Source organism: Bradyrhizobium sp. PSBB068 (assembly GCA_016839165.1).
Taxonomy (GTDB): Bacteria; Pseudomonadota; Alphaproteobacteria; order Rhizobiales; family Xanthobacteraceae; genus Bradyrhizobium.
Genome location: CP069300.1, coordinates 2928849 through 2952514, shown reverse-complemented (window position 1 = coordinate 2952514; position 23666 = coordinate 2928849). Strand labels below are relative to the sequence as shown.

Below are 23666 nucleotides of genomic sequence, written 5' to 3'. Positions count from 1 at the left end.
CGACCATGCACGCGACCGATCCCGGTCTCGCAGGGAGCCGTGCACCATGCCGATTAGCCGCCGGCGGGCGCTGACGCTTGCCTCGTTTTTTGTAACGAGCCCGTTGCTTGGCAGGGAAAGCCGCGCCGAATCGTTGCCGGTCCCGGGCGCGGCCAGCTTCGACATGGCGACCTTCTCCGCCACTTCAGGCGGCGACGCCGACGCGGCCTTCGCCAAGGCGCTGGCCTCAATCGCCAAAGCGGCAGCGGACGCCAGCAAGGCGGGGCCGGTTCATATCGTGCTCAACCTGGAAAAGAACGCCAGCTACCGAATCAAGCGGCCGCTTGCGTTCCGGCAGTTGCACGGCTTCGAGCTCAACGGCAATGGCGCACAGCTGATCAACACGGCGCGCAGCGGCACCCTGACGATCTCCGGCTGCAACCGCCTCACCGTCCGCGATCTCACCATCGACTACGACCCGCTGCCCTTCACGCAAGGGACGATCACCGCGTTCGACAAGCAGGCGATCGAGATCACGGTCAAGGTCGATCCCGGCTATCCCGATGATGCCGCGCTGCTCGCCACTTTCACCGATGGCTTCTTCAAGGTGATGGATCGCCACAACCGGGCGCTGAAGACCGGTGCCAGGGATTTCCTCTCACCGGCCCATGCCACGCGCGTCAGCGACGGCCTGATCAAGGTGCGCCTGCACTGGAGCGCGAACGATCGCTTTCCCAGCCAACTGCCGATCGCAGTCGGTGACGTCGTCACCGTCGCGAATGGCGGCGCGAACGCCATCGCCGTGGACTCCAGCGTTGCGACGAGCCTGATCGACCTGAAGCTTCTGGCCTCGCCGGGCATGGGCATTGTCGAGAGCGGCGGCGAAGGCTCCATGATGCTGCAGAAGGTCTCCGTCGTTCCGGGACCCCGGCCGAAGGGCGCAACAACCGACCGCCTGATCTCGACCAACTCCGATGGTTCGCACTTCACCGCGGTCGCGAACGGTCCGACCATCGAGGACTGCAGTTTCGCCAACACCTCCGACGATGCCATCAACGTGCACGGCTTCTACTACTACGTCGTGGCGAAGACCGCGCCGCGGCGGTTCCTGCTCAGCCCCAAATGGGACGTCGGCCTTGTGGCCGGCGACGATATCGAGAGCTGCGATCACGCGACGTTTGGTTCACTCGGACGCAGCAAGGTCGCGCAATTGACCAAGCGTCACGCGCCGGAGCTGAAGGCCAAGATCGCCCCGCTCTGGAAGAACAGGAGCCCGACCACGCAGCCGGACCTGATCTACGACGTCGTCCTGCAACAGGACCTGCCGCTCAAGGTCGGCGATGCCATCACCTCGCTGACGCATATCGGATCCGGCGCCACCGTGCTGCGTTGCAATTTCCACGCCTGCGGCCGCGTGCTGATGAAGGCGCCGAACGCCATCGTCGAGAATTGCCAGTTCACCTTCTCGACCGGCGTCGCGCTGCAGGCAGGGAGCGACATCGGCTTCTGGTCGGAGTCCGGATTCGCCGACAACCTCGTGTTCCGCAACAACCGCTTCAGCCATTGCGTCAACGGCGCCAATGAACTGACCAGCGGCAGCGGAACGCTCGGCACGATCTATGTCGGCATGGTGCCGCCGGAAGGAGCAACGGGTTTCCAGAACAATTTCCAGAACCGGCGCGTCATCATCGAGGGCAATCACATCGACGATTCCTACATCTACGCGATCTTCGTCAGCAATGCCGACGGCGCCAGGATCGCCGGCAATGCGATCGGCCAGACATTTGTGCGCGGCAATTTGTTTGGGGCCGGCGAGTTCTTCCATATCAAGCCCGACAGCGCGATCTTCGTCGGCCGCGCCAGGAATATCGAGATCAGCAACAACGTCGTCGCTCGCGGGCACATCACGACGATTGCCGTCGCGATCGATCCGAGCTGCGACAAGCACACGGTGCACCTCGCCGGCAACAGGCTGGCCTGAGCGCGCGACGCTCTCCAATCAGGGCGTCATCCCGAGCGCCCGCCACATTGCGCGGATGATCCGGAACGAGCGGGCATCGCCGACCAACCCGCGATGCATCCGGTTCATCGCATAGGCAAACGTCATGCGCGCGTCGGTATCGATGAGCACGAACGCGCCGCCGCCGCCGGACCAGAACAGCGTGTTCGGATTGGGCGGCACCAGGCTGAGGATCGGGCTCGGCAAACCGTAGCCGAGGCCGAAGCGGACGGAGATGCCGCGCATCACCAGGTCAGGGCCATCGATCTGCACCTCCAGCGCCCTGCGGCAGCCCGCTTCCGACATGATACGTTGGCCATTCGCAACTCCGCCGGTCGCGAGGATGGTCTGGATCGCGGCGATCGAACGCGCGTTGCCGTGGCCGTTCACCGCCGGGATCTCGGCGCCGCGCCAGGCGCGGGTGCGGGTCGATGGCACGTCGGTACGGGTGTCGCTGAAGGTGATCTTCTGGATCGTCGTCATCTCGACGCCGGTCGCGGCCGATGACGGCAGGAACGGCACGAGGTCGGCAACACGATGATCCTCCGATGCCGGCAGGCCGATCCAGAAATCCACGTTCAAAGGCGACGCGATCTCCTCGCGAAACACCGTGCCGAGCGTCCTGCCGGTGATGCGCCTGATCACCTCGCCGATCAGGAAACCGAAGGTGTAGACGTGATAACCGGATGCGGTGCCTGGCTCCCACAGCGGCGCCTGCGCGGCCAGCGTCGAGGTCGCCTTGTCCCAGTCATAAAAATCCTCGCCGCTGATCGCGGGATGCCAGCCCGAGAGGCCCGCCGAATGGCTCATCAGTTGCGCCACGGTGATGCCGACCTTGCCGTTCGCGGCGAACTCCGGCCAGTAGCGCGCAACGGGTGCTGCAAAGTCGAGCTCGCCGCGATCGGCGAGCCACAACGCGGTCAGCGCGGTCATGGTCTTGGTGATCGAATAGACGTTGACGATGCTGTCGCGCGTCCACGGCCGCCGACACGCTTCGTCGGCGAAACCGCCCCACAGATCGACCACCGTCTCGCCGTCGATCGTGGCGCAGAACGACGCGCCGAGCTCCTCACCATCGGCGAAATTGGCCTCGAACGCTTCACGCGCCGCCGAAAACCGCGCGTCGGCGAATCCGTCTATCGTCGCAACTGCGATGGCTGTGCTCCCCGCTCCATCCCCAGGCTTTGAGGGAGGCGGGACATGCGCGGTGAGAGGGGCGCCTGACAATTCTTGAACTGAACTGTTTCGTCCCCATTTATCTGAGTAGAGATCTCCCCCTTCAGCCCGGCGCTAACCCTGCTTCTGCAACACCGTGATGTGCAGACGGCGGCGGATCTCCATGCCCTGGCGCCGATACAGTGCGATCGCCGAGGCGTTGCTGGTGAAGACGTGCAGGAACGGAATTTCGCCGCGCGCCACGATCTGGCGGCCGACCGCCGACAGCAACGCCTGCGCATAGCCCCGGCCGCGATGGTCCGGATGCACGCAGACGGCGGTCATCTCGGTATAGTTTCCCGACTTCATCCGTTCGCCGGTCATTGCGACCAGTTCGCCGCCGACGCGGATGCCGAAGAAATTGCCGAGCTCATGCGTCCGCGCGCTGAACGGTCCGGGTTTTGTCAGTGCCGTCAGCGCCATCATCGCGGAAACGTCGCCTTCGCCGAGCCTGACGATCTCGACGCCGGACAGAGAAAAGTCCGCCGGCGCACCGATCATCTGCTCACCGGTCTCGGCCAGCAGCACCTTGAACTCCGACGGCACGGCGAGCGGATCGGGCGTGAACAGCACCGCGATGTCCGGTCCCGACAACAGCGCGCCGAGCGCGGCAAAACTCTGCGGTGACATGTCGACCATGTCGGCAAATGGCGCGATCGCGAGCGGGAAGCGCCTTGCAGCGGTGTCGCTTTCCGCCAGCTCGCGCTGCCGTGTGGTCAGCGCGCTCCAGATCGGACGATCAAGCGGATGGCGTGGCGGAACTTCGGACATGCGGCGCTTCGCTCCTGATTTTTCCAAAGAAGAGCAAGAAGCGCCGGCAAAATCCAGCACGGCGTGACGTGATTGCGGCTCACAATCACGCCAGCTGGCAAAACCCGGCTACGCCACCTTCAGGCAAAGCTCGGTGCCGCCCTTCAGCGGCAGCGTGATCGACACGAAGCCGTTGTGGGGATCGCGGACGAACTCCAGAAAATCCGCCTCGGCATTGTCGTTCATGACGTAGCCGCCGACGCGAAGCTGGGGAGCTACGATCTCGATCACCTGGCGTGCCAGTGTCGGTCCCTTGTCGCCGGGCCAGCCGTCGATCAGGATGAAGTCGACGGGGCCGCCGAGATCGCGCAGCGTCTTCCGTGCATCGCCCTCGCGGATCTCGGCGTAATCCGCCAGGCCGGCCTCCGCCAAGTTGCGCTTCGCGGCCGCGACCTTGGCCGGCACGATCTCCGAGCCGATCACGGTGCCGCCGCCATTGTCGCGCAACGCCGCGGCGAAATAGAGCGTCGACATGCCGACCGAGGTCGCAAACTCGGCGACGCGCCTGGCGCCGAGGCCGCGGCACAGCAGGTAGATCAGCTCGCCCTGCTCCGGGTGGATCGAGAAACCCTGCTCGGCATAATCGTGTGGATCGCGGCTGCTGCTCTGCATCGGGTTGCCTCTCACCGGCGCCCGGCGCGTGGCCTGCAGGCGCTCGATGACGGCCATGACGCGGGCATCGGTAATCGCGCTGTGCGGTTCAGCATTGTACATGAAGGGCTTCCTTTGCGATTGCGTCATTGCTGCAGGATTTCAGCCGCAGCGCGGTCCAGGATCTTTGCGATCCGCCGCGCCTCGGCGGCATCGCAGCCGCGCTTCTGACGCAGCGCGCTCTTCAGCGCATGACGGGCGCGGTGAATATCGTCGGACGCTTCACCGTCGAGATCGCTGACGCCGGCGAAGGCTTCGCGCACCTCCTCCATGCGGCGGCCGATCCGCGACAGCGCTTCGAGAATGGTATCGGCGGTGGCACGGTTCTCGGCGAGATGCGCCTTGCCTTGCTCGGTGATGCTGTAGAGCTTGCGCGCCGCATCCTGGGTGACGCTGGCGTGGCCGATCTCTTCGAGGAAGGTCAGCGCCGGATAGATCACGCCCGGGCTCGGGCTGTAGAAGCCGTCCGACCGCTCCTCGATCTTCTTGATCAGCTCATAGCCGTGCGCCGGCTGCTCGCCGAGCAACGCCAGGATCACGAGTTGCAGGTCCTGCGATGAGAGTCGGCGCGATCCCGGAAAGTCGCCGCCGCCACCCCGCCCGAAGAAGCCGTGGCCGCCCCGGCCAAAGCGATGGCCGCCCCTGCCGTGCCGTCCCATGAAGAAGCCAAATCCGAAGCCCTCGTGGTCCCGGTCGCGAAACATCGATCGTCTCATTGTCTTTTTCCTTACTGAAAACATATCTTACGATATATCTACAGATAGGACGGCGACAACCCACGTTTTCGTGAGGCCGTGAGGATACAGCGGGGATCGGAACGAGCCTGGGATCGTCGGCCCTCACTGGGCTTGTCGACCGACGCGCGGCGGGCTTAAGGCTTTGAACCCTCCGGTCCGTTCGACTCATGCGCCCCAAAACCTTCGAAACCCATTGCCTGCGCCTGCCCGCCGCCACCAAGGTGGTGCAATGGGAGGGCACGTCAGTGTTCAAGGTCGGCGGCAAGATGTTCGCGCTGGCCGGCGGCTTCATCGAGCGGTCCGGCGGCTTCATGTTCAAGACCTCGCACATGGCCTATCAGCTCTTGATCGAGCAGCAGCTCGCACGGCCGGCGCCTTATCTGGCGCGCGGCAAATGGGTCCAGCTGCTCGGCAACGATGCCCTGCCCGACGCCGAGCTCAAGACCTATCTCGATCAGGCCCATGCGCTGATCGCGGCCAAGCTGACGCGGAAATCGCGCAAGGCGCTCGGGCTCGACTGATCGGCGCGGCTCAGCCGCCGAGTGGCTTGCTGGAATCGCCGAACAGCAATTTTGGAAACAGCTCCTTGAAGGCGAACTTGTCGTCGCCCTTGGCGCGCTCGAAGCGCAGCACGACGTCGAACCGGCTGCCCTCCCATTTGGTCGGCGGCGTGCCCTTGCTGACCGGGATCAGCGGCAGGATGTCGGAGATGATCGCCTTGTGCTCCCAGCACAACAGCACGACGCCCTTCGACGCGAGTATCGCCTTCATCAGCGCCGGCTCGTCACCCTTGCCGAATCCTTGGTTCGGCGTCAGGCCGCGACGCGCTGCGAGCGCCGAGATCGTCTCGGCCGGACGGCTCGACGGCGGCTGATTGGGCTCGTTTCCGGGTGTCGCGGCATAGATCGCGTCAGGCTTGGCATAATCGCCGCCGGTGAGGTCGGTGCCGAACAAGGCTGTCCACGCCCCGGCGCGCTGCCAGCCGCGGAGCACCAGCGACTCGGTGTCGGACGCCCCATCCGCGGTGAAGCCAGGCCCCGGCCAGGACTCGCCGGGCTTCTCGGCATGACGGATGATGAAGAGCGTGAGCGCGTCCATGGCGGCCTCTCGGAGAAGTTGCGTGAATGGTTACGACTTCAGTGAGGTTGACCCTATCCCCGATCAGGCCTCCGCTTCATGAACGGCGTCACAATTTGCGAAAACCGGATCGACCAGCGACGCGCTGGCGCTGAGGGACATGAACGACACGAGGATGAACTTCTGCTCGATCATGCTCCGCTCGAAATGACCGACGCAAGCCACGGCGACCATCAGGCGTGCGGACCGCGGTCAGGCCCTGGAGCTCGGCCCCCGGCGGCGAGCGCGAGCCTGGCAAGATAGTGCGCCCAACCCTTGCTATGGCTCGCGCACTGCTCCGCGTTGGGCAAGCCACTATGGGTCATGCGCAACAGCGTGCCGTTGTCCTGCGCCATCAGGTCGATCTCGATCAGGCTGGATCCCGGTGGGACCTCCGCGCCTCCCTCCCAGCCAAAGCTGTAGGCGAGACGATGCACCGGCACGACCTCGCGGAACGCGCCGCGTGCCGCCTTTGTGCGATCGCCGGCGACGCCCTTGAGCAGATAGAGCCCGCCCGGATGCAACTCGGTCTCGGCTTCCAGCCCCATCCAGCTCACGATCTTCTGCGGATCGGTCAGGAAGGCGAATACCGTCGCGGGCGGCGCTGCGATCTGCATCTCGCGTTGAACGATGAAAGCTTCGGTCATCGAACTCTCCTCCATGGACGATCGGATGTAGCGATAACGCGTGACAAGTCTGGTACGTCAACGCCATGATGGAGTGATGCATTTGCCCTCGACGCTGAGCTGGCTGGTCGACGCCGCCGCCGAGACCGCGGGCGCCAACCGATTGCTGGCAGACCTCGGCAGCCATCTTATCACGGATGGCTTGCCGCTTGCCGGCGGTGTCCTGACGCTCGAGGTTCCGCATCCCCTTATTGCCAGGCGCACCTGGCTGTGGCGCGCCGACAACGGCGAGGTCATCGAGGCGCTCGGATTCGCGCCGGAACAACCGTTTGCAATGCCCGATATGATCGGATCCGCCGATGCCGGCCGACGTTGGCTCGGCAGTCTCGCGCCCGGCCCGATCCACGAGGACATGATTGGAACGCGGCCGGACGGCCCGACCCTCGGCTGGATCGGAACACGCGCCTTCACGCCTGCGGAGACGGATCGATTGCGCGAGGCGGCGCGCTTCACGGCCGCGCCGCTCGCCGCGCTCGCGGCGCGTGCCACGCTGACCGCGGCGCTGGAGGCCTATCTCGGGCGGCGCAGCGCGGCGCGCGTCCTGGCATCGCCGTTGCGGCGCAACACCGGCGAAACCATCCGCGCGGCGCTGCTGTTTGCCGATCTGCGCGGCTTCACCGCGCTCTCCGAAAGCCATCCGCCCGCCGAGGTGATCGCCGCGCTCGACGCCTGGTTCGACCGCATCGCCGGCGCGATCCACGCCTTCGGCGGCGAGGTGCTGAAGTTCATCGGCGACGGGCTGCTCGCGATCTTTCCGGTCACGACGGGCGCTCGCAGCGCGTGCGAGGCGGCGTTGCGTGCGGTGTCGGCGGCGCGCGTCGGCATGGCGCATCTCGATACCGAGCGGCGCAAGCAGGGTTTGCCGGCACTGTCCTTCGGCGCGGCGCTGCATCTCGGCGAGGTGCATTGGGGCAATATCGGCGCCGCCGATCGCCTCGACTTCACCGCGATCGGCGCCGCGGTCAATCTGGTCAGCCGGCTGGAAGGCCTGTGCAAGCCGCTGCAGCAGACCGTGCTGGTCTCGGACGCCGTCGCCGCCGAGACCGAGATGCCGCTGGTCGCGCTCGGCACCCATGAGCTGCGCGGCATCGCGCGGCCCTGTGCGGTCTTCACTTTGCCGGAGAGATGAGCCGATCATCGGAACAGGCGCAACCACGGCGCCAGATGAAATGCGCTCATCAGCGCGTACATCGGGACCATCCCCTGCAATGAAAGCGGTCCCTGCATCGCGCCGCAGATCATGTCGGCCGGCGCCAGCGCGGCAGTCAGCGCCATCACCGCGAAGGTCGGCGCCGCCGCCAGCGACAGCCACCGCGCGGCGATCGCGCCACGGCCGCCAAGCCGGCCCTTCAACCAATCCTGATGTGTTTCTAAGCCGGTCATCATTCGATCTCGCTGGAGATGCGCCATGTCGTCATGTGCTAGATTAGGACCGGGCCTCGGAGGGCGAGAGTGACAAGTGTGTCGGGATTCGAATGGACTCGCTGATTGCGGCTGCGGCGCGCGCACTCGCGGCGGGTGATCCCCTCGGCGCACTGAAACGGGTGGCGCTGCGCGACGATGCGCCGGCGCTGGCGCTGCGCGGCATCGCGATGGCAAGGCTCGGCGATTTCACGCGCGCCAAGGAGCTGTTGCGCCGCGCCGGCCGGGCCTTCGGTCCACGGGAAGCCATCGCGCGGGCGCGCTGCGTGGTAGCCGAGGCCGAGATCGCGCTGGTGTCGCGCGACCTCTCCTTTCCCGGCAAGAGCCTCGCCGCTGCGCGCGCGACGCTCGCCGCGCGTGGCGATGCGCTGAACGCCGCGCACGCCGGCTATCTCGAAATCCGCCGCCTGCTGCTGATCGGCAGCCTCGACGCGGCCGAGCGCATGCTTGACGGCCTCGATCCATCGCCCTTCCCGCCGGCACTGCGGGTCGGCCATGAACTGGTCGTCGCCGGGATCGCGATGCGGCGGCTACGGACCAAGCCGGCACGCGCGGCGCTGGCACGGGCCAGGGATGCCGCGCACCGCGCCGGCATCGCCGGGCTTGCGGCCGAAGTGGAGAGCACCGCGAAGCTGCTCGCCACACCGGCGGCGCGCCTGATTGCGCGCGGCCAACAGCGGCCGTTGCTGCTCGATGAGGTCGAGGCCTTGATGGCATCGAAGGCGCTCGTCGTCGATGCCTGCCGCTACGTCGTGCGTGATTCCAGGACCACGGTCTCGCTGACGCGGCGTCCGGTGCTGTTCGCGCTCGCCCGCGCGCTGGGCGAAGCCTGGCCGCAGGACGCCTCCCGCGGCACGCTGATCGCGCGCGCGTTTCGCGGCAAGCACGCCGATGAATCGCATCGGGCGCGGCTGCGGGTCGAGATCGGACGGCTGCGCCGGGCCTTGCTGCCGCTTGCCGATCTCAACGCCACGCCCGACGGCTTCGTGCTGGCACCGCGGGGCCGCCGCGAGGTCAGCGTGCTGGCGCTGCCGGTCGAGGAGGAGCATGCGGCGGTCCTGGCTTTCCTCGCCGACGGCGAGGCCTGGTCGAGCTCGGCGCTGTCGGTCGCGCTCGGCGCCAGCCAGCGCACCGTCCAGCGCGCGCTCGACGCGCTGGCGGCCACCGGCAAGGTGCAGTCGGTCGGCCGCGCCCGCGCCCGGCGCTGGATGACGCCCCCGGTGCCGGGATTCACGACGACGTTGTTACTCCCTGCCCCGCTGCCGAACGGCTAGCATCGGGATGAAATCAGACAACTGGAGCGCCGCATGAAGACGTCCGAAGCCGAGATCATCCGGGAATATGCCTTCGAAGGCGTCGAGAGCGTCGGCGGCGTCAGCTTCGACGGCGAGCAGGTGTGGTTCGCGGCCGGCGGCCGGCTGGTCGCGTTCGATCCCGACAGCGGCAACACCACCCGCAGCCTCGACATCGCGGCCCATGCCGGCACCGCCTTCGACGGCAAGCACCTCTATCAGATCGCCGAGGACCGCATCCTGAAGATCGAGCCGAACAGCGGACGCGTGGTGTCGACGATCCCCTCGCCCGGCGGCGGCCGCGACTCGGGTCTCGCCTGGGCTGAAGGCTCGCTGTGGGTCGGCCAGTATCGCGACCGCACCATCGTTCAGGTCGATCCGGAAACCGGCAAGGTCATTCGCACCATCGAAAGCAACCGCTTCGTCACCGGCGTCTCCTGGGTCGATGGCGAACTCTGGCACGGCACCTGGGAAGAGGAGCAGAGCGACGTCAGGCGGATCGACCCGCAGACCGGCGAGGTCATGGAGCGGCTGGAAATGCCGAAGGGCGTGTTCGTCTCCGGGCTCGAGTCCGACGGCAAGGACCGCTTCTTCTGCGGCAGCGGCTCGACCAACAACAAGGTGCGCGCCATCAGGCGGCCGAAACGCAGCCGCGCGTAAAGCGATCAATCGCTCCACGCGCTGAGCGAGCTTACGCCGACGCCGGCACCGCAGTGGGCCGCGCCGATGCCATCGGCCGGAAGGTCATCATGATCAGGAACGCGCCGAGGCCCGTTGCCCAGGAGCCGACATAGAGCCACGTGTAGCTCGCAAAGGTATCGTAGATCAGGCCACCGGCGAGCGGTCCGGTCGCCATGCCGAGACTGCCCGCCATCGCGGTGCCGCCGATCACGGTGCCCATCATGCGCAGCGGGAAGTTCTCGCGGATCAGCACGGAATACAGCGGCATGGTGCCGGCATAGATGAAGCCGAAGATTGCCGCGACTGCGTAGAACGCGGCCAGTTCGCGCACGAAGACATAACCGAGCGCGCCGAATGCCTGCGCCAGCAGCCCGAGTACCAGCACGCGCTTGGCGCCGAAGCGGTCGCCGAGCAGGCCGAAGGCGATGCGGCCGCCCATGCCGGCAAGCCCTTCCACGCTGTAGATCGTCACCGCGGCGACCAGCGGAATGCCGCAGGTGACCGCGTAGCTCACCGTGTGGATGATCGGGCCGGAATGGGTGGCGCAGCAGAAGAAATTGGTGGTGATCAGGATGATGAATTGCGGCGAGCGCAGCGCCTGCGCCAGCGACATCGCCGGCTCCCCGTTCTCGGAAGCCACCGCCACGTGGTCATCTTGCAGCGCCGGCGGGCGGCGCACCAGCAACGACACCGGGATCATGATCGCGCCGACCACGCCCGAGACGATCAGCATCGCGGTCCGCCAGTCGTGGTGGGAGATCAACCAGGCCGCGAGCGGCGACATCGTCATCGGCGCCATGCCCATGCCGGCCGACACCAGCGAAACGGCGATGCTGCGATGGGTGTCGAACCAGCCGGCGACGCAGGCCATCATCGGGGCGAAGATTGCGGCCGTCGCAGCACCGACCAGCCCGCCGAACATGAACTGAAATGCCAGCAGCGATGGTGCCCGACTTGCCAGCGCAAGGCTCGCGGTGAGCACCACCGATCCGGTCAGCACGACCGGGAGCGGCCCGAAGCGGTCGGACAGCGTGCCCCAGGCCATGCTGGTGAAGGCCATTGCGAGGAAGCCGATCGTCATCGCGCTCGATATCCCGGTCACCGACCAGCCGGTCTCGCGCGCCATCGGCTGCAGGAATACGGGTAACGAGAACATGCCGCCGATCGCGACGCAGCCGAGCAGGCCGCCGGCCGCGACAATCACCCAACGATAGGTCGAATTGGCCATTCGGGAACTCCCATGCAGTTCGTTCTGGGTGGAAGACGAACGGACCAAGGCGGAACCGACAGCAGACGGTCGCCGTGACTCACTTTTTTTTGCGACCGTGGCGACCTCTGAGGGGCACGATCACGATAAGCGGGTTACCACGCTGATGAAAATCCGCACACGCATGCTCGCCGCCATCAGTCACGATTTGCGAATGCCCATCACCCGGCTACGGCTCAGATCCGAATACACGAGAACGATGCGCAGGCGTGGAGACCTTGCACGACCAGATGCAGGCCACGCTGGAATCAGTGCTTTCATTCCTGAGCGGCGGCAACACGGCAAATCCGAAGGCAGCACGTCATGGTGCACCGGCACGCCGCTGCCGCAGCATCAGCCCTTCTTCGGATCGCCGCGCGTGTGTTGCAGCAGATTGTCGCGCAGCCTGACCACGCTCTTCTGCACGATCGGAAATTCGTCGCCGAGCCCGGTGGCTTCGACCAGCGACGCGTTGATCTCCTTGTCGAGCAGACGCCGGCCCGCTGCCGTCAGGCTCACCCGCACCTGCCGCTCGTCGGCGGGATCGCGGGTGCGGCTAATGTAGCCGCTCTGCTCCAGCTTCTTCAGGATCGGCGTCAGCGTGTTGGATTCCAGGAACAGCTTCTCGCCGAGTTCGCTGACGGTCTGCTCGTCCGCTTCCGACAACGCGATCATGGCGATGTACTGGGTGTAAGTCAGGCCGTACGCATCGAGGATCGGCTTGTAGGCGCGGCCGAAGGCCAGATTGGCCGAATAGACCGCAAAGCACAGAAAACTCGATAGTTTTCGGCCCTTTGTGTCGGCCTTGGAGGAACGGGTCACGGGCGTCTCCGGAGTTTGTGAAGTCCGGCCAATATAAATCGTATCCGATTAAATCGGAAGAGCTTGACATCGCCCGGCGCGGGGTCTATTTCAACGCGCATCCGATTAAATCAGATACGATCTATCTTCAATCCAAAGGAGTCAGCCATGACCGCCAATGCAAAGGTTCTCGTCACCGGAAATACCCATGTCACCGCCGGCCCGAACGGCGCCGCCCGCTCGCGCGACGGCTTCCTCGACGTCAAGCTGCCGCAGCCGCACCCGGCCGCCGAAAACCTGTTCGCCGCCGCCTGGTCGGCCTGCTACATCGGCGCGATCCAGCTCGCCGCCGGACAGCGCAAGGTCAAGCTTGCGAGCGAGCCCGAGGTCGACGCCGAGATCGACCTGAATCAGGCCGGCAGCGCCTTCTTCCTGAGCGCGCGCCTCAACGTGCACGTCCCCGGCGTCGAGCGCGAGGTCGCGCAGCAGCTGATCGAAGCCGCGCACGGCATCTGCCCCTACTCCAAGGCGGTTCACGGCAACATCGACGTCACGACCACTCTCGTCTGAACGATCACGTGGCAACTCCCGACGCGGGCCGGCCGCTCGCGGGCCCGCGGTCGGAGAGGCCAGAACGAAAATCAAGGAGATCAAGATGACCGGCAATCTGTTGAAGACGACACGCCTCCTCGCAAGGGCGGCGTTGATCGCTGGAAGTTTCCTGACGATTCCTACCGCGCAGGCGCAACAACCGGCAGGGTTCACGCGAACCGACCTGCAGCGTCACGACCTCAGTGCTCCCGGCCGTGAAGCCGTCCAGGTGCGTGTCGACATCGAGCCGGGCAAGGCATTCGGCCGACACACCCATCCGGGGGAAGAGATCATCTATGTGCTAACAGGCACGCTCGAATACGAAGTCGACGGCAGACCGCCGGCAACACTGAAGGCCGGCGACGTCCTGTTCATTCCCGCGGGCACGATCCATGCGGCGAAGAACGTCGGCAGCGTCACGGCCAGCGAGCTTGCGACCTACATCGTCGAGAAGGACAAGCCGCTGCTGACGCTGGTGAAGTGATCGATCCCGCCTGCTCGCCCCTCTCCTTGGGGCGAGCGCGGCGACAGACTCATTTCGTGCTCTGGACTTCAGGCTGGCGCGCCAACCGTGCGTTGAAGATCAGGAAGCTGATCGCGGCCATGATCCAGACGCCGATACCGCCATAAAGCATCACCCAGCCGAAACCGCTCGCCAGCGCCTGATGCACGATCGGGCCGGTCAGTTCCGGCGCGGATGCGGCATCGCCGGACGCGATCCGCTCGGCGAGGACACGGAGTTGCACGCCATCGAGCCCCGGCAGCACGGCCTTCAGGTGCGCGAGCACGCCGCTCGCCAGAATGAAGCCCATCAGCGCGATATTGACCGACAGCGAGACCATGCGCGCGCTCATGTCGATGCCGGAAGCCATGCCGGCCCGATCGCTCGAGACCGAGCCGGTGGTCGTGTTGGTAACCGGCGTGTTGGTGATGCCGAGGCCGATCCCGGCAAGCAGGCAGCCCGGCAGCATCGTCAGCCAGTCGGGCTGCGCGGCTGCGCTGCCGAACTTCATCAGCATGAATCCGGTGCCGATGGTGAACAGCCCCGCCGGGATGATCAGGCCCGGCTGGTAGCGCAGCGACAGGCGCTCGGCAAACGGCGGCATCACCAAGGTCGGCAACGTGTAGGCGAGCAAGGCAAGTCCCGCGGATACGCTGTCATAGCCGAGGCCGGCGTGAAACCAGATCGGCAGATAGATCATGAACGGCCAGTAGCTGAGGTTCATCGCCGCCGAGCCGACGATCGAGCCGGAGAACGCGGATATCCGGAATACCGAGAAGTCGAACATCGGCCGCCGGCTGATTCTCTCGGCAACGAGGAACGCAATGAAGCTCACCGCGGAGACGCCGAGGATCGCGAGCCCCTTCGGGCTGGCAAAGCCGAGATCCGGCCCCTGCGTGATGTAGAAGGCGAGACAGAACACTGCGAGCGACATCGTCACGATGCCGCCGACGTCGAGGCTGCTGGCCTTCGGGTCCTTCGATTCATGCACGCCGCCGATGGTGAGCACGAATGCGACGGCTGCGAACAGCACGTGGACGAGGAACACCCATTCCCAGCTCAGCACCGCGACCACGGCACCGCCGATGATCGGCCCGAAGCCGAGACCGATGCCGAAGATGACGCCCCACCATCCCCAGGCGACCGCGCGCAGGCGGCCACCCTGGAATTCGTGCGACAACACGGCGATCTGGCAAATCAAGAGCGCACCGCCGCTCAGCCCTTGCAGGAAGCGGGCAACGATCAGCATTTCCACGCTCGAAGCGACGCCGCAGATCAGCGACGTGATGCCGAACGCCGCGATCGCGACCAGGAAGATGCGCTTGCGTCCGTAGCGGTCCGCCACCGTTCCGATCGCCATCAGCACCGTCGTCACCGCGATGGTGTAGGCGTTCATGATCCATTGCAGCGCCTTGAAGTCGGCATGCAGCACCTGCTCCAGCGTCGGCAGGATCGCGGGGATGCTGGAAATCTCCAATCCGAACATCAGGCAGGCAAGGCATACGGCGGAGAGGACAACAGCGCCGCGGCGGCTCAGTTCAGTAGACATGATCAGGCCTTTTGTTGTGGCAAGCCAACGGCATACCGCACGCTGTTGCCAGGGTGCTGGCAGCAGCGTCGGTCGATCGACTCACGATGGTTTGAGGCAGCAGCGGCAGGAATCGGGTGGCCACGGCGCTTCAGGGCTCAAAGCTAGTGACGTCTTGAGCATTGGTGAATTGGATGACTAGATATTTCAGAGACAACAATTCCGGATGACTGACATGACCACGCTCGACATCGACGCCGTGAAGACCTTCGTGACCATCGCCGAGTTCAGGAGCTTCACCCGCGCCGCCGAAGCGCTCGGCACCACGCAAGGCGCGATCAGCGTCAAGCTGAAGCGGCTGGAGCGCCAGGTCGGCCACAGGCTGATCGAGCGGACACCGCGGCTGGTGCGCCTGTCGGCCCAGGGGGCCGAATTCCTTGCACCCGCGCGCGAGCTGCTCGCCGCGCATGATCGCGCCGTCGCCGGACTGTCGTCAGCCCGCCGCCGCTTTTCACTGGGGATCGCCACCCACGTCGGCGCCCCCGAACTTCCTACCCTGCTCGCCCGATTGAATGCACATGATCCCATGCTCACGATCGAGGTGCGCCTCGATGATGCCCGTGACCTGCTCGACACCTTCGATCGCGGAATGATCGACGCCGTGATCATTTTCCGGGAGGACGATCGCCGCGACGGCGTCGTTCTCGGCCCCGATCACTTCGGCTGGTTTGCCACGCCGAACTTTCTTCATCGCGCCGGAGAGCCGTTTCGATTGGCAGCATCATCACCCGCCTGCGGCATCCTCAACACCGCCACGCGTGCACTCGACGCAGCGGCACTGCCGTGGACCGAAACCTTCCTCGGTTGCGGCGCTTTTGCCGTCGCCGATGCGGTCTCGGCGGGGCTAGCGATCTCGGTGTTCTCACGCCGGGTGGCGCCGCCCGGCACAATCGAAGTGACCGAGAAGTTCGGCCTCCCCGCTTTGCCCCCATCCGAGATCATGCTGCTGTCGGCGTTGTCGGACGCCAGGTCGCGCGCGGCCTTGAAGACATTGGCAAGCGCCTTTCGCGAGCACCATCGTCCGCCGGCGAGCGCAGCGGGGAACACCCGAACCATCGCTGTCGCTGCCGGGTCCTGAACAACCAGTGGCGCGCAAGATCGCTTGCCGGCTAACGCGGCGCCCGGTCGGCGCGCCTTCCCTCGAACAGCGCGCGTTCCGACGCGAGCGCCTTGGCGAGGAAATCCAGCACGGCGCGCATCCGCGCGGTGCGCCTGAGATCGTCATGGGTCAACAGCCATAGCGCCGATCGCGGCTCGGCGAGCGGCTTCGACGCAAGCCGGCGCAGCGCGGGCGCGAGATCGCCGACATAGCACGGCAGCAGAGCCAGCCCCATTCCCGCCGCCGCGGCGTCGCGCAGCGTCGGAAGCGCGTCGACGCGGCAGGCCAAGCGCGCCGAAGGCAGGTTGTCGCGCATCCAGCCGGCGATCACGGTTCCCGCCAGCGCGTCATCGAGTCCGATCCAGTCATGTGCAGACAGATCCTTGCCGTTACGCCGGGCAAGATAGGCACGCGATCCGTAGACCGCATGGGCGATGTCGGCGACGCGCCGCCCCACCAGCAGCTCTGACGGCGCCGGTGTCGGCCGGACCGCGATGTCGGCCTCGCGGCGCGTCAGGTTGGCCATCGCATTCGAGACGATGATCTCCGGCTCGATCTCCGGATGCGCGCGGCGCATCGCGGGCAGATGCCGCATCAGCACCGCGCCGAGCGTATCCGTGGTCGTGATGCGGACCGGGCCCGACGGCCTGAGGTCTTGTCCCGCCAGCCTGCGCTCGAGCGCGAGAACCTCGTCTTCGAGCCGGGCCGCCGCCGCCGCTGCCGTCTCTCCGGCCGGTGTCGGCGCGTAACCGTCGCGGAAACGCTCGAACAGCCGCGTCCCGATCGCCATTTCGATCGTGCCGAGGCGGCGAAACACCGTCGAATGCGTGACGCCCAGCTTGCGCGCGGCGCCCGAGAGGCTGCCCTCGCGCGCGACCGCGAGGACGAGGCGAAGGTCATTCCAGTCGAGAGCGCTGTGCATATTTGCAAACTCATTTGGCAGCTTTGGATAATACCTTATCACGAGCGAACAGGCCATCTTCCGGACGTTGGACCGGCGCGCCGACGATGCAGAGGAGCTGGCAGGTGACAAGCGAAACCACCGAGACGTTGCAATTGCACGATACGCGGCCGGCAACGGCGGACCCGCGGCGATGGCTGGCGCTGCCGGTGCTGCTGACCGGCGCCTTCCTGCCGATCCTCGACTTCAACGTCGTCAACCTCGCGCTGCCGGCCATTCGCGACGATCTTGGCGCCACCTCGAGCGAGGTGCAGTTCGTGATTTCGGCCTATGCCGCGACCTATGCGGTGTTCCTCATCACGGGCGGCCGGCTCGGCGATCTGCTCGGCCGGCGGCGCATGTTCCTGACCGGTGTCGCCGGCTTCACGGTTGCGTCCGTGCTGTGCGGCATTGCGTGGTCACCGACAGTGCTGGTCGCCGGACGGATCCTGCAAGGCCTCACCGCCACCGTGATGGCGCCGCAGGTGCTCGCTTCGATCCGCGTGCTTTTTCCCGCGGCCGAACAGGGCCGCGCGCTCGGCTTCTACGGCGCGACGTTCGGCCTTGCCAATATCTGCGGCCAGGTGCTCGGCGGCGTGCTGGTCTCGGCGCATCCGTTCGGCCTCGCCTGGCAAGCGATCTTCCTGATCAACGTGCCGATCGGCCTCATTGCGTTCATCGGTGGCCTGCTGTACCTCGCCGACTCGCGCGCCGATCGTGCACAGCGGCTTGATATCGGCGGCGTCGTCCTGCTGTCGCTCACGCTCGGCCTTCTGGTCTATCCGCTGATCGAGGGCCGCGAATCCGGCTGGCCGGTCTGGATCATCGCGATGCTGCTGGCGTCTCCGCTGATGCTTGCGGCTTTCGTCCGCTTCGAGGCGCGGCTGTCCGCGCGCGGCGGCGATCCGCTGGTTGCCCTGCATCTGCTGCGCAACAGCGACTTCGTGATCGGGCTGGTGATGGCGCTCGCCTTCTACATGCTGTCGTCGTTCTATTTGACCTTCGCGGTCTACCTGCAAAGCGGGCTGCATTTTTCACCGCTGGCGGCCGGCCTCGCCACCCTGCCCTTTGCGACCGGCTTCTTCGTGAGCTCGCTGGTGTCGTCGCTGGTGATGCAGTGGCTCGGCGCGCGCACGCTGACCCTTGGGTTCGCGCTTCAGGTCATCGGCTTCGGCATCGTGATGCTGTCGGTCGGCGGAGTGCTGCCGCAGAGCGCTGAATTCGGCCTGATCTGCGGCGGGCTCGGCTTCGGCACCGTGATGCCGTCGGTCATCAAGGCGGTGATCGGCAGCATCGATCCGCGCCATGCCGGATTGGCGTCGGGCATGATGATCTCGACCTTCCAGATCGGCGCCGCCCTCGGCGTCGCCATCATCGGCGGCGTCTTCTATAGCCTGCTCGGGCCGCATCCGCAGGCCGATGACTACGCACACGCCTTCACCATCGCGCTCGGCTGCAACGTCGCGCTGCTGGCGCTCGGCGGCTGGCTGTCGCTATGGCTGCCGCGCGAGCCGGCGGCTTGAACCGAGACGAGGATAATTCCATGAACGCCACGTTGTACGACGCCTCCGTCCCGGTGTTCCGGCAGATGCTCGACGCGCTCGCCGATCTGCTGCATAAGGGCGAGTCCCACGCCCGCGAGCGTGGTCTCGATCCCGACGCCATGCTCGCGGCGCGGCTGGCGCCCGACATGCTGACGCTGGTCGGTCAGGTGCAACGGGCCAGTGATCACGCCAAGGGCGCCGCCGGGCGCCTCGCCGGCCTCGAGCCCCCGCCATTTGCCGACATTGAGCAGAGCCTCGTCGAAGCCCATGCCCGCATTTCGCGAACGCTCGACTATATCGACACCGTTCCGCTGCAAGCATTCGACCAGGCGGCGGAACGCATCATCACGTTGCCGTTCGGCGTCCCGCCAATGCCGGCAGCGCGCTATCTGTACGGCTTCGCGCTGCCGAGCCTGTTCTTCCACATCACCACCGCCTACGCCATCCTGCGCCATCGCGGCGTGCCGCTCGGCAAGCGGGATTTCCTCGGCAACTACCTGTCGAACTGATCGCTACTTCCTGGCGACCTCGCGAAGGGTGGTGTAGACCCACTCGGCGCCCTGCTTGATGGCCTCGACGCCGATCTTTTCGTCGTTGCCGTGCATCCGGCTCAGGATGTCGTCGTCGAGCGGATAGGGATAGATGCCGTAGACGGGTACGTTGCGCTCACGCCAGGCGGTGGCGTCGGTCCCGGCCTCGAACATGGTCGGCACCAGGACGGCGTCCTTCCAGACGCGCTTGGCGTTGCGCTCCAGCGCGGCATAGAGTTCGGTATCGACCGGCGATCCCGGCATCTTGCTCCGCATCAGATAAGCATCCCGCGCCTCCTGCTGCGTCAGCGAGCTCACGAGGCTGACCTCGATGCCGGGATCGGCGACCACGTGCTTGATCTCCGCAATCATCTGGTCGGTCGTCGTTCCCGGCAGCAGCCGCGTGTTCACGACCGCCTTGGCGTCGCCGGGGATGACATTGGGCTTGATGCCGGCGTCGATCATCGTGATCACCATGGTGTCGCGCAGCAGGGCGTGCAGCAGCAGGCTGTCCTTGGGATTGTCGGCGACCAGCTTCTTGCCGGCCGCCTCCAGCTCGCCCTGGTCCTTTGCGGCCAACAGCTGCCTGATATCGGCTGCCGTCTGTTCCGAGCTGATCGGAAGCAGGGCCTTGAAATAGGCTTCGGTCGCCGGCACCAGCTTGACGGCCGGATCGTGCAGCGCCAGCTTGGCCAATGCCGCGATCAGGCGGTCGTTGGCCATCGCGCCCGCCGGAAACGGCCGCGACGAATGGCCGGAGGGACCGGTCGCCCTCAGGGCGAACGTCGCCGAGAGCTTTTCCGCCGTCGTGACATTGATCTGGCGCACCGTGCCGTCGCGCTCCTGCAGCAAATAACCGCCTTCGTTCAGCGCGAATTCCGCGTCGATCTTGTCCCAATGGTCCTTCGCCAGCCATACCGTGCTGTATTGCCCCTGCTCCTCGTCGGCCTCGGCCAGGAAGATCACGTCGCGCGCCAGCGGCGTCTTCTCCTCCGCCAGTCGCATCACCGCGCTGGCGAACACAGCGAGCCCGCCCTTGAAGTCCATCGCGCCGCGCCCGTAGACGAAACCGTCCTTTTCCACGCCGGCGAAGGGTTCCACGGTCCATTTCTCACGCTCGACCGGAACGACGTCGGCATGCGCGGCGAGCAACACCGGCTTCTTCGAGCCGTCACCGCGCAGCCGCGCGACGAAATGCGCGGCCTTGCCGTTCGGGGCGACGAAGATGTCCACCTCGGCGCCGAGCGGCGCGAACTGCGACTTCAGATACTCGGCGAGCGCCCGCGTATCGCCCGGGCCATTCGATGTGTCGAATGAGATCAGCTTCTTGAGCAACGCAACCGTCCGGTCCCCATTCGGGTCCGCGACGGCAAGTCCGGTTCCAAAGAGGAAGACACCAGTGGCGAGCATCAAGGCGGCGAGGTTATTCCTGGTCTGCGACGTCACGTTTTTCTTCCTCCCGTTTTGGTAGACCATATCCTGCACGGCCGGCGTCAGGGAACCCTTCCGAACAGCAGTTTCAGCATGGCTGCCGCGACAAGAGTCGTCAGGGCGAGGCCGGTCGAGAGATAGAGCGCGCTCGCATCGCCGAACCGGTCGATCACGATCGCATAGGCCAACGGCGCTGCCGCCGGCAGGATGAAGCTCGGAACGATGAGCCGACCGACCAGCGTGCCGTAGCTGCGATGATCGAACAGGACCAGCGGCAGCGTTCCTCTTGTGATGGTCAGGATGCCGTTGCAGGCGCCGTAGAGCAGCGCGAAGGCGATCGCCATCTCCTTCGACGACCCGCTGAACAATCCTGCGATGAAAGAAAGCGGCATGATCAGGCAAGCCATCAGATTGAGCGCGAGCGGATCGAGCCGTGCGCCGAACAGCACCTCGCAGAGACGCGCTGCGGATTGCCCGATGCCGCGGAGCGTCGCGATCCAGACCGCCACAGTAACAGTGAGCCCGAGGCCCGAGAGCACCGCGATCATGTGCGCCGACATGCCGGCATTCAGGAAATTGGCGCCGGTCATAATCACGGCATAGAGTCCGCCCGCCGTCGCAAGCTGCCGGCGGCTGGCAGCGCGTGGTGGCTTATGTGCCGGCGCTGCGGAGCTCGGCACACCGGCAAACCGCTTGGTCGGAATCAGCAAGTGCAGCGGGATGGTCAGCAACACCAAGCCCGCATAGGCCAACACCGCGATGCGCCAGCCGAACTGCTCCGAGAGCGCATGGCCGAGCGGCCAGAACACGGTGGCCGCCAGACCGCCGAGCAGGGTGATCCCGGACATCGCGCGGCCCGCCTGCGGCCCACCGATCCGGGCCAACGCGGCGAACGCCGCATCGTACAGCGTCAGCCGCATGCCGAGCCCGAGAACGATCCAGGATGCGAAATAGGCGCCGATCTGATACGAGACCGCGAGACCGGCGCAGCCGAGCGCGTTGATCACGGCGCCTGCGACCATGACTTGACGGCCACCGCTTCTGTCCACCCACCTTCCCGCAAGGGGCGACGTCACCCCCATCACCAGCAGCGCCGCGGCGAATCCGCCATAGACGATGTCGCGCCCCCAACCGCGATCTGCTGATATCCGCTCGCCGAAGCCGCCGATCAGATAGTAGGTCGCTCCCCACGAGATCAGTTGAGCCAGCCCGAGGGCGGCCACGACGCGGCGGGCGATCACCGCGGCAGTTCTCGCTCCGCGGGAAGCGCCGATGCGCCCGGCCCCAGCGGCCGCTGCATCAACACAGTGTCGACCCATTGCCCGAGCTTGAAGCCGACCGACCTCAGCGTTCCGACCATCTCGAAGCCCATGCGACGGTGCAGCGCGATCGATCCGGCGTTGCCGCTGTTGCCGATCACGGCCAGCATCTGCCGCGACGGCCCGGCCTCGGTGCGCGCGATCAAAGCCCCGAGCAGCGCCACGCCGATGCCGCGACCGCGCAGCCCATCAGCCACATAGACCGAGTCCTCGATGGTGTGACGATAGGCTGGCCGTGGCCGATACGACGTCGCATAGCTGTAGCCAACCACGCGGCCTTCGAGCTCGGCGACGAGATACGGCAAGCCTGCCGCCAGCACGGCGGTCCGGCGGTCGCGCATCTCGTCGACCGTCGGCGGCACTTCCTCGAAGGTTGCCAATCCGTTGAGGACGTGATGGGCGTAGATACCCTGCACGTCGGTCATGTCGCCGTCCGCTGCGTCGCGGATCACGACGCCGTTGCTGCCTGCCGCCATCCTGTCTTCCTGCCTGAGCCGTCAATATTGCCCGAGCATGCGCCACGGCGCTATATAAGTGAAGCTTTGATTGGTTATACGATGCATAAGAGTTACTTTGATGAAGCGCCTTAACCTCGACTATCTTGAAAGCTTCGCTGTCGTGATCGACAGCGGCAGCTTCTCCGCCGCAGCCGAGCGGTTGCAGCTGACCCAGCCTGCGGTGAGCCTGCAGGTGCGCCAGCTCGAAAAGAGCCTGAACGCGACCTTGATCGAGCGGGTCGGACGACGGGCCAGGCCGACCGCCGCCGGCGCCGCCTTGCTCTCGCACGCGCATCAGATCAACGCCGCGGTGAGTTCGGCGGTCGACGCCGTCGCGCAGCAGACCACGGGAACGGCCGGCCGTGTACGGCTCGGCACTGGCGCGACCGCCTGCATCTTCTTGCTGCCGCCGATCCTGAAGGAGTTGCGCACTGCATTGCCGTCGCTCGAGATCACGGTGACGACCGGCAACACGGCAGAGATCGCGCGGGCGGTCGAGGACAACACGATCGACGTCGCGCTGGTGACGCTGCCGGTGTCGGGACGCAGCTTCGAGATCACGCCGATCATGGACGACGAGTTCGTGCTGATCGCGCCGCGCGACATGAAGCTGCCGGCGCGGATCACACCGCAGGTGCTCGCGAGCGGGCCGGTACTGCTGTTCGAGCCCGGTGGCAACACCAGGCGCACCGCCGACGAATGGCTGGCGCGCGGCGGCGTGTCGCTGAAGCCGCTGATGTCACTCGGCAGCGTCGAGGCGATCAAGGAGATGGTCCGCGCCCGCCTTGGCTGCGCAATTCTGCCCCGCATGGCAGTCCCCGCGAGGGCCGAGCAGCACGACCTGATCGTCCGGTCGCTGTCGCCCAAGCTCTACCGCCGGCTCGCGGTCGTGATCCGCCGCGACAAGCGCCTCGACCGCGGGCTGCGGCAGACGCTGTCGGCGCTGAAGGCGCTCTCTGCAAAGAGCAGCTAGGGAGGACGCGGCGTGTC

Annotated in this window: 24 protein-coding genes and 1 pseudogene; 11 read left to right on the top strand and 14 right to left on the bottom strand. The window is 66.1% G+C overall.

The window, feature by feature from the left end:
* The first annotated feature begins 46 nt into the window (after window positions 1-46).
* The gene (locus JQ507_13555) at window positions 47-1960 is read left to right on the top strand and encodes a right-handed parallel beta-helix repeat-containing protein (GenBank protein QRI72423.1); all 1914 of its coding nucleotides are present in this window, start codon (window positions 47-49) and stop codon (window positions 1958-1960) included.
* An 18-nt stretch (window positions 1961-1978) separates the two neighbouring features.
* Here the strand turns inward: JQ507_13555 and JQ507_13550 are convergent, their stop codons facing one another.
* The 4 genes from JQ507_13550 to JQ507_13535 all read right to left on the bottom strand — a co-directional run bounded on the left by JQ507_13550 (window position 1979) and on the right by JQ507_13535 (window position 5358).
* On the bottom strand, window positions 1979-3205 hold the full coding sequence (locus JQ507_13550) for a beta-lactamase family protein (GenBank protein ID QRI72422.1): 1227 nt from the start codon (window positions 3203-3205) through the stop codon (window positions 1979-1981).
* A gap of 63 nt (window positions 3206-3268) precedes the next feature.
* Complete coding sequence (locus JQ507_13545) at window positions 3269-3964, bottom strand: GNAT family N-acetyltransferase (GenBank protein QRI72421.1); 696 nt, start codon at window positions 3962-3964, stop codon at window positions 3269-3271.
* A 108-nt stretch (window positions 3965-4072) separates the two neighbouring features.
* Window positions 4073-4717 (bottom strand): class I SAM-dependent methyltransferase, encoded by a 645-nt coding sequence (locus JQ507_13540; protein ID QRI72420.1) that lies wholly within the window; start codon window positions 4715-4717, stop codon window positions 4073-4075.
* 23 nt (window positions 4718-4740) lie between these two features.
* Window positions 4741-5358, bottom strand: a complete 618-nt coding sequence (locus JQ507_13535) for a PadR family transcriptional regulator (protein QRI73325.1) — start codon at window positions 5356-5358, stop codon at window positions 4741-4743.
* A gap of 200 nt (window positions 5359-5558) precedes the next feature.
* Between JQ507_13535 and JQ507_13530 the strand changes: the two genes are divergently transcribed.
* Window positions 5559-5912: an MmcQ/YjbR family DNA-binding protein gene (locus JQ507_13530; GenBank protein ID QRI72419.1), complete on the top strand. Its 354-nt coding sequence runs from the start codon at window positions 5559-5561 to the stop codon at window positions 5910-5912.
* 10 nt (window positions 5913-5922) lie between these two features.
* Here the strand turns inward: JQ507_13530 and JQ507_13525 are convergent, their stop codons facing one another.
* Together JQ507_13525 and JQ507_13520 are read right to left on the bottom strand one after the other, a co-directional pair.
* Entirely contained in the window at window positions 5923-6489 is a 567-nt protein-coding gene (locus tag JQ507_13525) for a histidine phosphatase family protein (protein ID QRI72418.1), read from the bottom strand.
* 212 nt (window positions 6490-6701) lie between these two features.
* Window positions 6702-7154 carry an SRPBCC domain-containing protein gene (locus JQ507_13520; protein ID QRI72417.1) on the bottom strand — a complete coding sequence of 151 codons (453 nt, stop codon included), beginning with the start codon at window positions 7152-7154 and terminating at the stop codon, window positions 6702-6704.
* Between the two features lie 76 nt (window positions 7155-7230).
* Here JQ507_13520 and JQ507_13515 point away from each other — a divergent pair, with 76 nt between their 5' ends.
* Window positions 7231-8322 carry an adenylate/guanylate cyclase domain-containing protein gene (locus JQ507_13515; protein ID QRI72416.1) on the top strand — a complete coding sequence of 364 codons (1092 nt, stop codon included), beginning with the start codon at window positions 7231-7233 and terminating at the stop codon, window positions 8320-8322.
* Window positions 8323-8327: 5 nt separating this feature from the next.
* On the opposite strand, the pseudogene JQ507_13510 reads toward JQ507_13515, so the two are convergent.
* Window positions 8328-8510, bottom strand: a pseudogene (locus JQ507_13510) (hypothetical protein).
* Window positions 8511-8668: 158 nt separating this feature from the next.
* Here JQ507_13510 and JQ507_13505 point away from each other — a divergent pair.
* Complete coding sequence (locus JQ507_13505) at window positions 8669-9889, top strand: helix-turn-helix domain-containing protein (GenBank protein QRI72415.1); 1221 nt, start codon at window positions 8669-8671, stop codon at window positions 9887-9889.
* 33 nt (window positions 9890-9922) lie between these two features.
* A complete protein-coding gene (locus JQ507_13500) occupies window positions 9923-10567 on the top strand; it encodes a glutaminyl-peptide cyclotransferase (GenBank protein QRI72414.1) in 645 nt (214 codons plus the stop codon).
* Window positions 10568-10598: 31 nt separating this feature from the next.
* On the opposite strand, the gene JQ507_13495 is transcribed toward JQ507_13500, so the two are convergent.
* Both JQ507_13495 and JQ507_13490 read right to left on the bottom strand, forming a co-directional pair.
* Window positions 10599-11816, bottom strand: coding sequence for an MFS transporter (locus JQ507_13495; protein QRI72413.1), 1218 nt, complete (start codon window positions 11814-11816; stop codon window positions 10599-10601).
* A gap of 372 nt (window positions 11817-12188) precedes the next feature.
* On the bottom strand, window positions 12189-12656 hold the full coding sequence (locus tag JQ507_13490; protein ID QRI72412.1) for a MarR family transcriptional regulator: 468 nt from the start codon (window positions 12654-12656) through the stop codon (window positions 12189-12191).
* A gap of 147 nt (window positions 12657-12803) precedes the next feature.
* Between JQ507_13490 and JQ507_13485 the strand changes: the two genes are divergently transcribed.
* Both JQ507_13485 and JQ507_13480 read left to right on the top strand, forming a co-directional pair.
* Complete coding sequence (locus tag JQ507_13485) at window positions 12804-13205, top strand: Ohr family peroxiredoxin (protein QRI72411.1); 402 nt, start codon at window positions 12804-12806, stop codon at window positions 13203-13205.
* Window positions 13206-13305: 100 nt separating this feature from the next.
* Window positions 13306-13710: a cupin domain-containing protein gene (locus JQ507_13480; GenBank protein QRI73324.1), complete on the top strand. Its 405-nt coding sequence runs from the start codon at window positions 13306-13308 to the stop codon at window positions 13708-13710.
* Between the two features lie 49 nt (window positions 13711-13759).
* On the opposite strand, the gene JQ507_13475 is transcribed toward JQ507_13480, so the two are convergent.
* Window positions 13760-15277, bottom strand: a complete 1518-nt coding sequence (locus tag JQ507_13475; protein ID QRI72410.1) for an MFS transporter — start codon at window positions 15275-15277, stop codon at window positions 13760-13762.
* Between the two features lie 214 nt (window positions 15278-15491).
* Here JQ507_13475 and JQ507_13470 point away from each other — a divergent pair, with 214 nt between their 5' ends.
* Entirely contained in the window at window positions 15492-16394 is a 903-nt protein-coding gene (locus tag JQ507_13470) for a LysR family transcriptional regulator (GenBank protein QRI72409.1), read from the top strand.
* Window positions 16395-16425: 31 nt separating this feature from the next.
* Here JQ507_13470 and JQ507_13465 read toward each other — a convergent pair whose 3' ends face one another.
* Window positions 16426-17337: a LysR family transcriptional regulator gene (locus JQ507_13465; GenBank protein ID QRI72408.1), complete on the bottom strand. Its 912-nt coding sequence runs from the start codon at window positions 17335-17337 to the stop codon at window positions 16426-16428.
* Between the two features lie 86 nt (window positions 17338-17423).
* Between JQ507_13465 and JQ507_13460 the strand changes: the two genes are divergently transcribed.
* Together JQ507_13460 and JQ507_13455 are read left to right on the top strand one after the other, a co-directional pair.
* Window positions 17424-18878 carry an MFS transporter gene (locus JQ507_13460; protein QRI72407.1) on the top strand — a complete coding sequence of 485 codons (1455 nt, stop codon included), beginning with the start codon at window positions 17424-17426 and terminating at the stop codon, window positions 18876-18878.
* A gap of 20 nt (window positions 18879-18898) precedes the next feature.
* Entirely contained in the window at window positions 18899-19408 is a 510-nt protein-coding gene (locus JQ507_13455) for a DUF1993 domain-containing protein (GenBank protein ID QRI72406.1), read from the top strand.
* 3 nt (window positions 19409-19411) lie between these two features.
* Here JQ507_13455 and JQ507_13450 read toward each other — a convergent pair whose 3' ends face one another.
* Genes JQ507_13450 through JQ507_13440 form a run of 3 tightly spaced genes read right to left on the bottom strand, consistent with a single transcriptional unit; the run spans window position 19412 to window position 22655 of the window.
* Window positions 19412-20875: a M20/M25/M40 family metallo-hydrolase gene (locus tag JQ507_13450; protein ID QRI72405.1), complete on the bottom strand. Its 1464-nt coding sequence runs from the start codon at window positions 20873-20875 to the stop codon at window positions 19412-19414.
* 47 nt (window positions 20876-20922) lie between these two features.
* Window positions 20923-22101, bottom strand: a complete 1179-nt coding sequence (locus JQ507_13445) for an MFS transporter (GenBank protein ID QRI72404.1) — start codon at window positions 22099-22101, stop codon at window positions 20923-20925.
* The gene (locus tag JQ507_13440) at window positions 22098-22655 is read right to left on the bottom strand and encodes an N-acetyltransferase (GenBank protein ID QRI72403.1); all 558 of its coding nucleotides are present in this window, start codon (window positions 22653-22655) and stop codon (window positions 22098-22100) included. Before JQ507_13440 ends, JQ507_13445 begins: the two co-directional genes overlap by 4 nt.
* 100 nt (window positions 22656-22755) lie before the next feature.
* Here JQ507_13440 and JQ507_13435 point away from each other — a divergent pair, with 100 nt between their 5' ends.
* The gene (locus JQ507_13435; protein ID QRI72402.1) at window positions 22756-23649 is read left to right on the top strand and encodes a LysR family transcriptional regulator; all 894 of its coding nucleotides are present in this window, start codon (window positions 22756-22758) and stop codon (window positions 23647-23649) included.
* Window positions 23650-23666 lie beyond the last annotated feature (17 nt).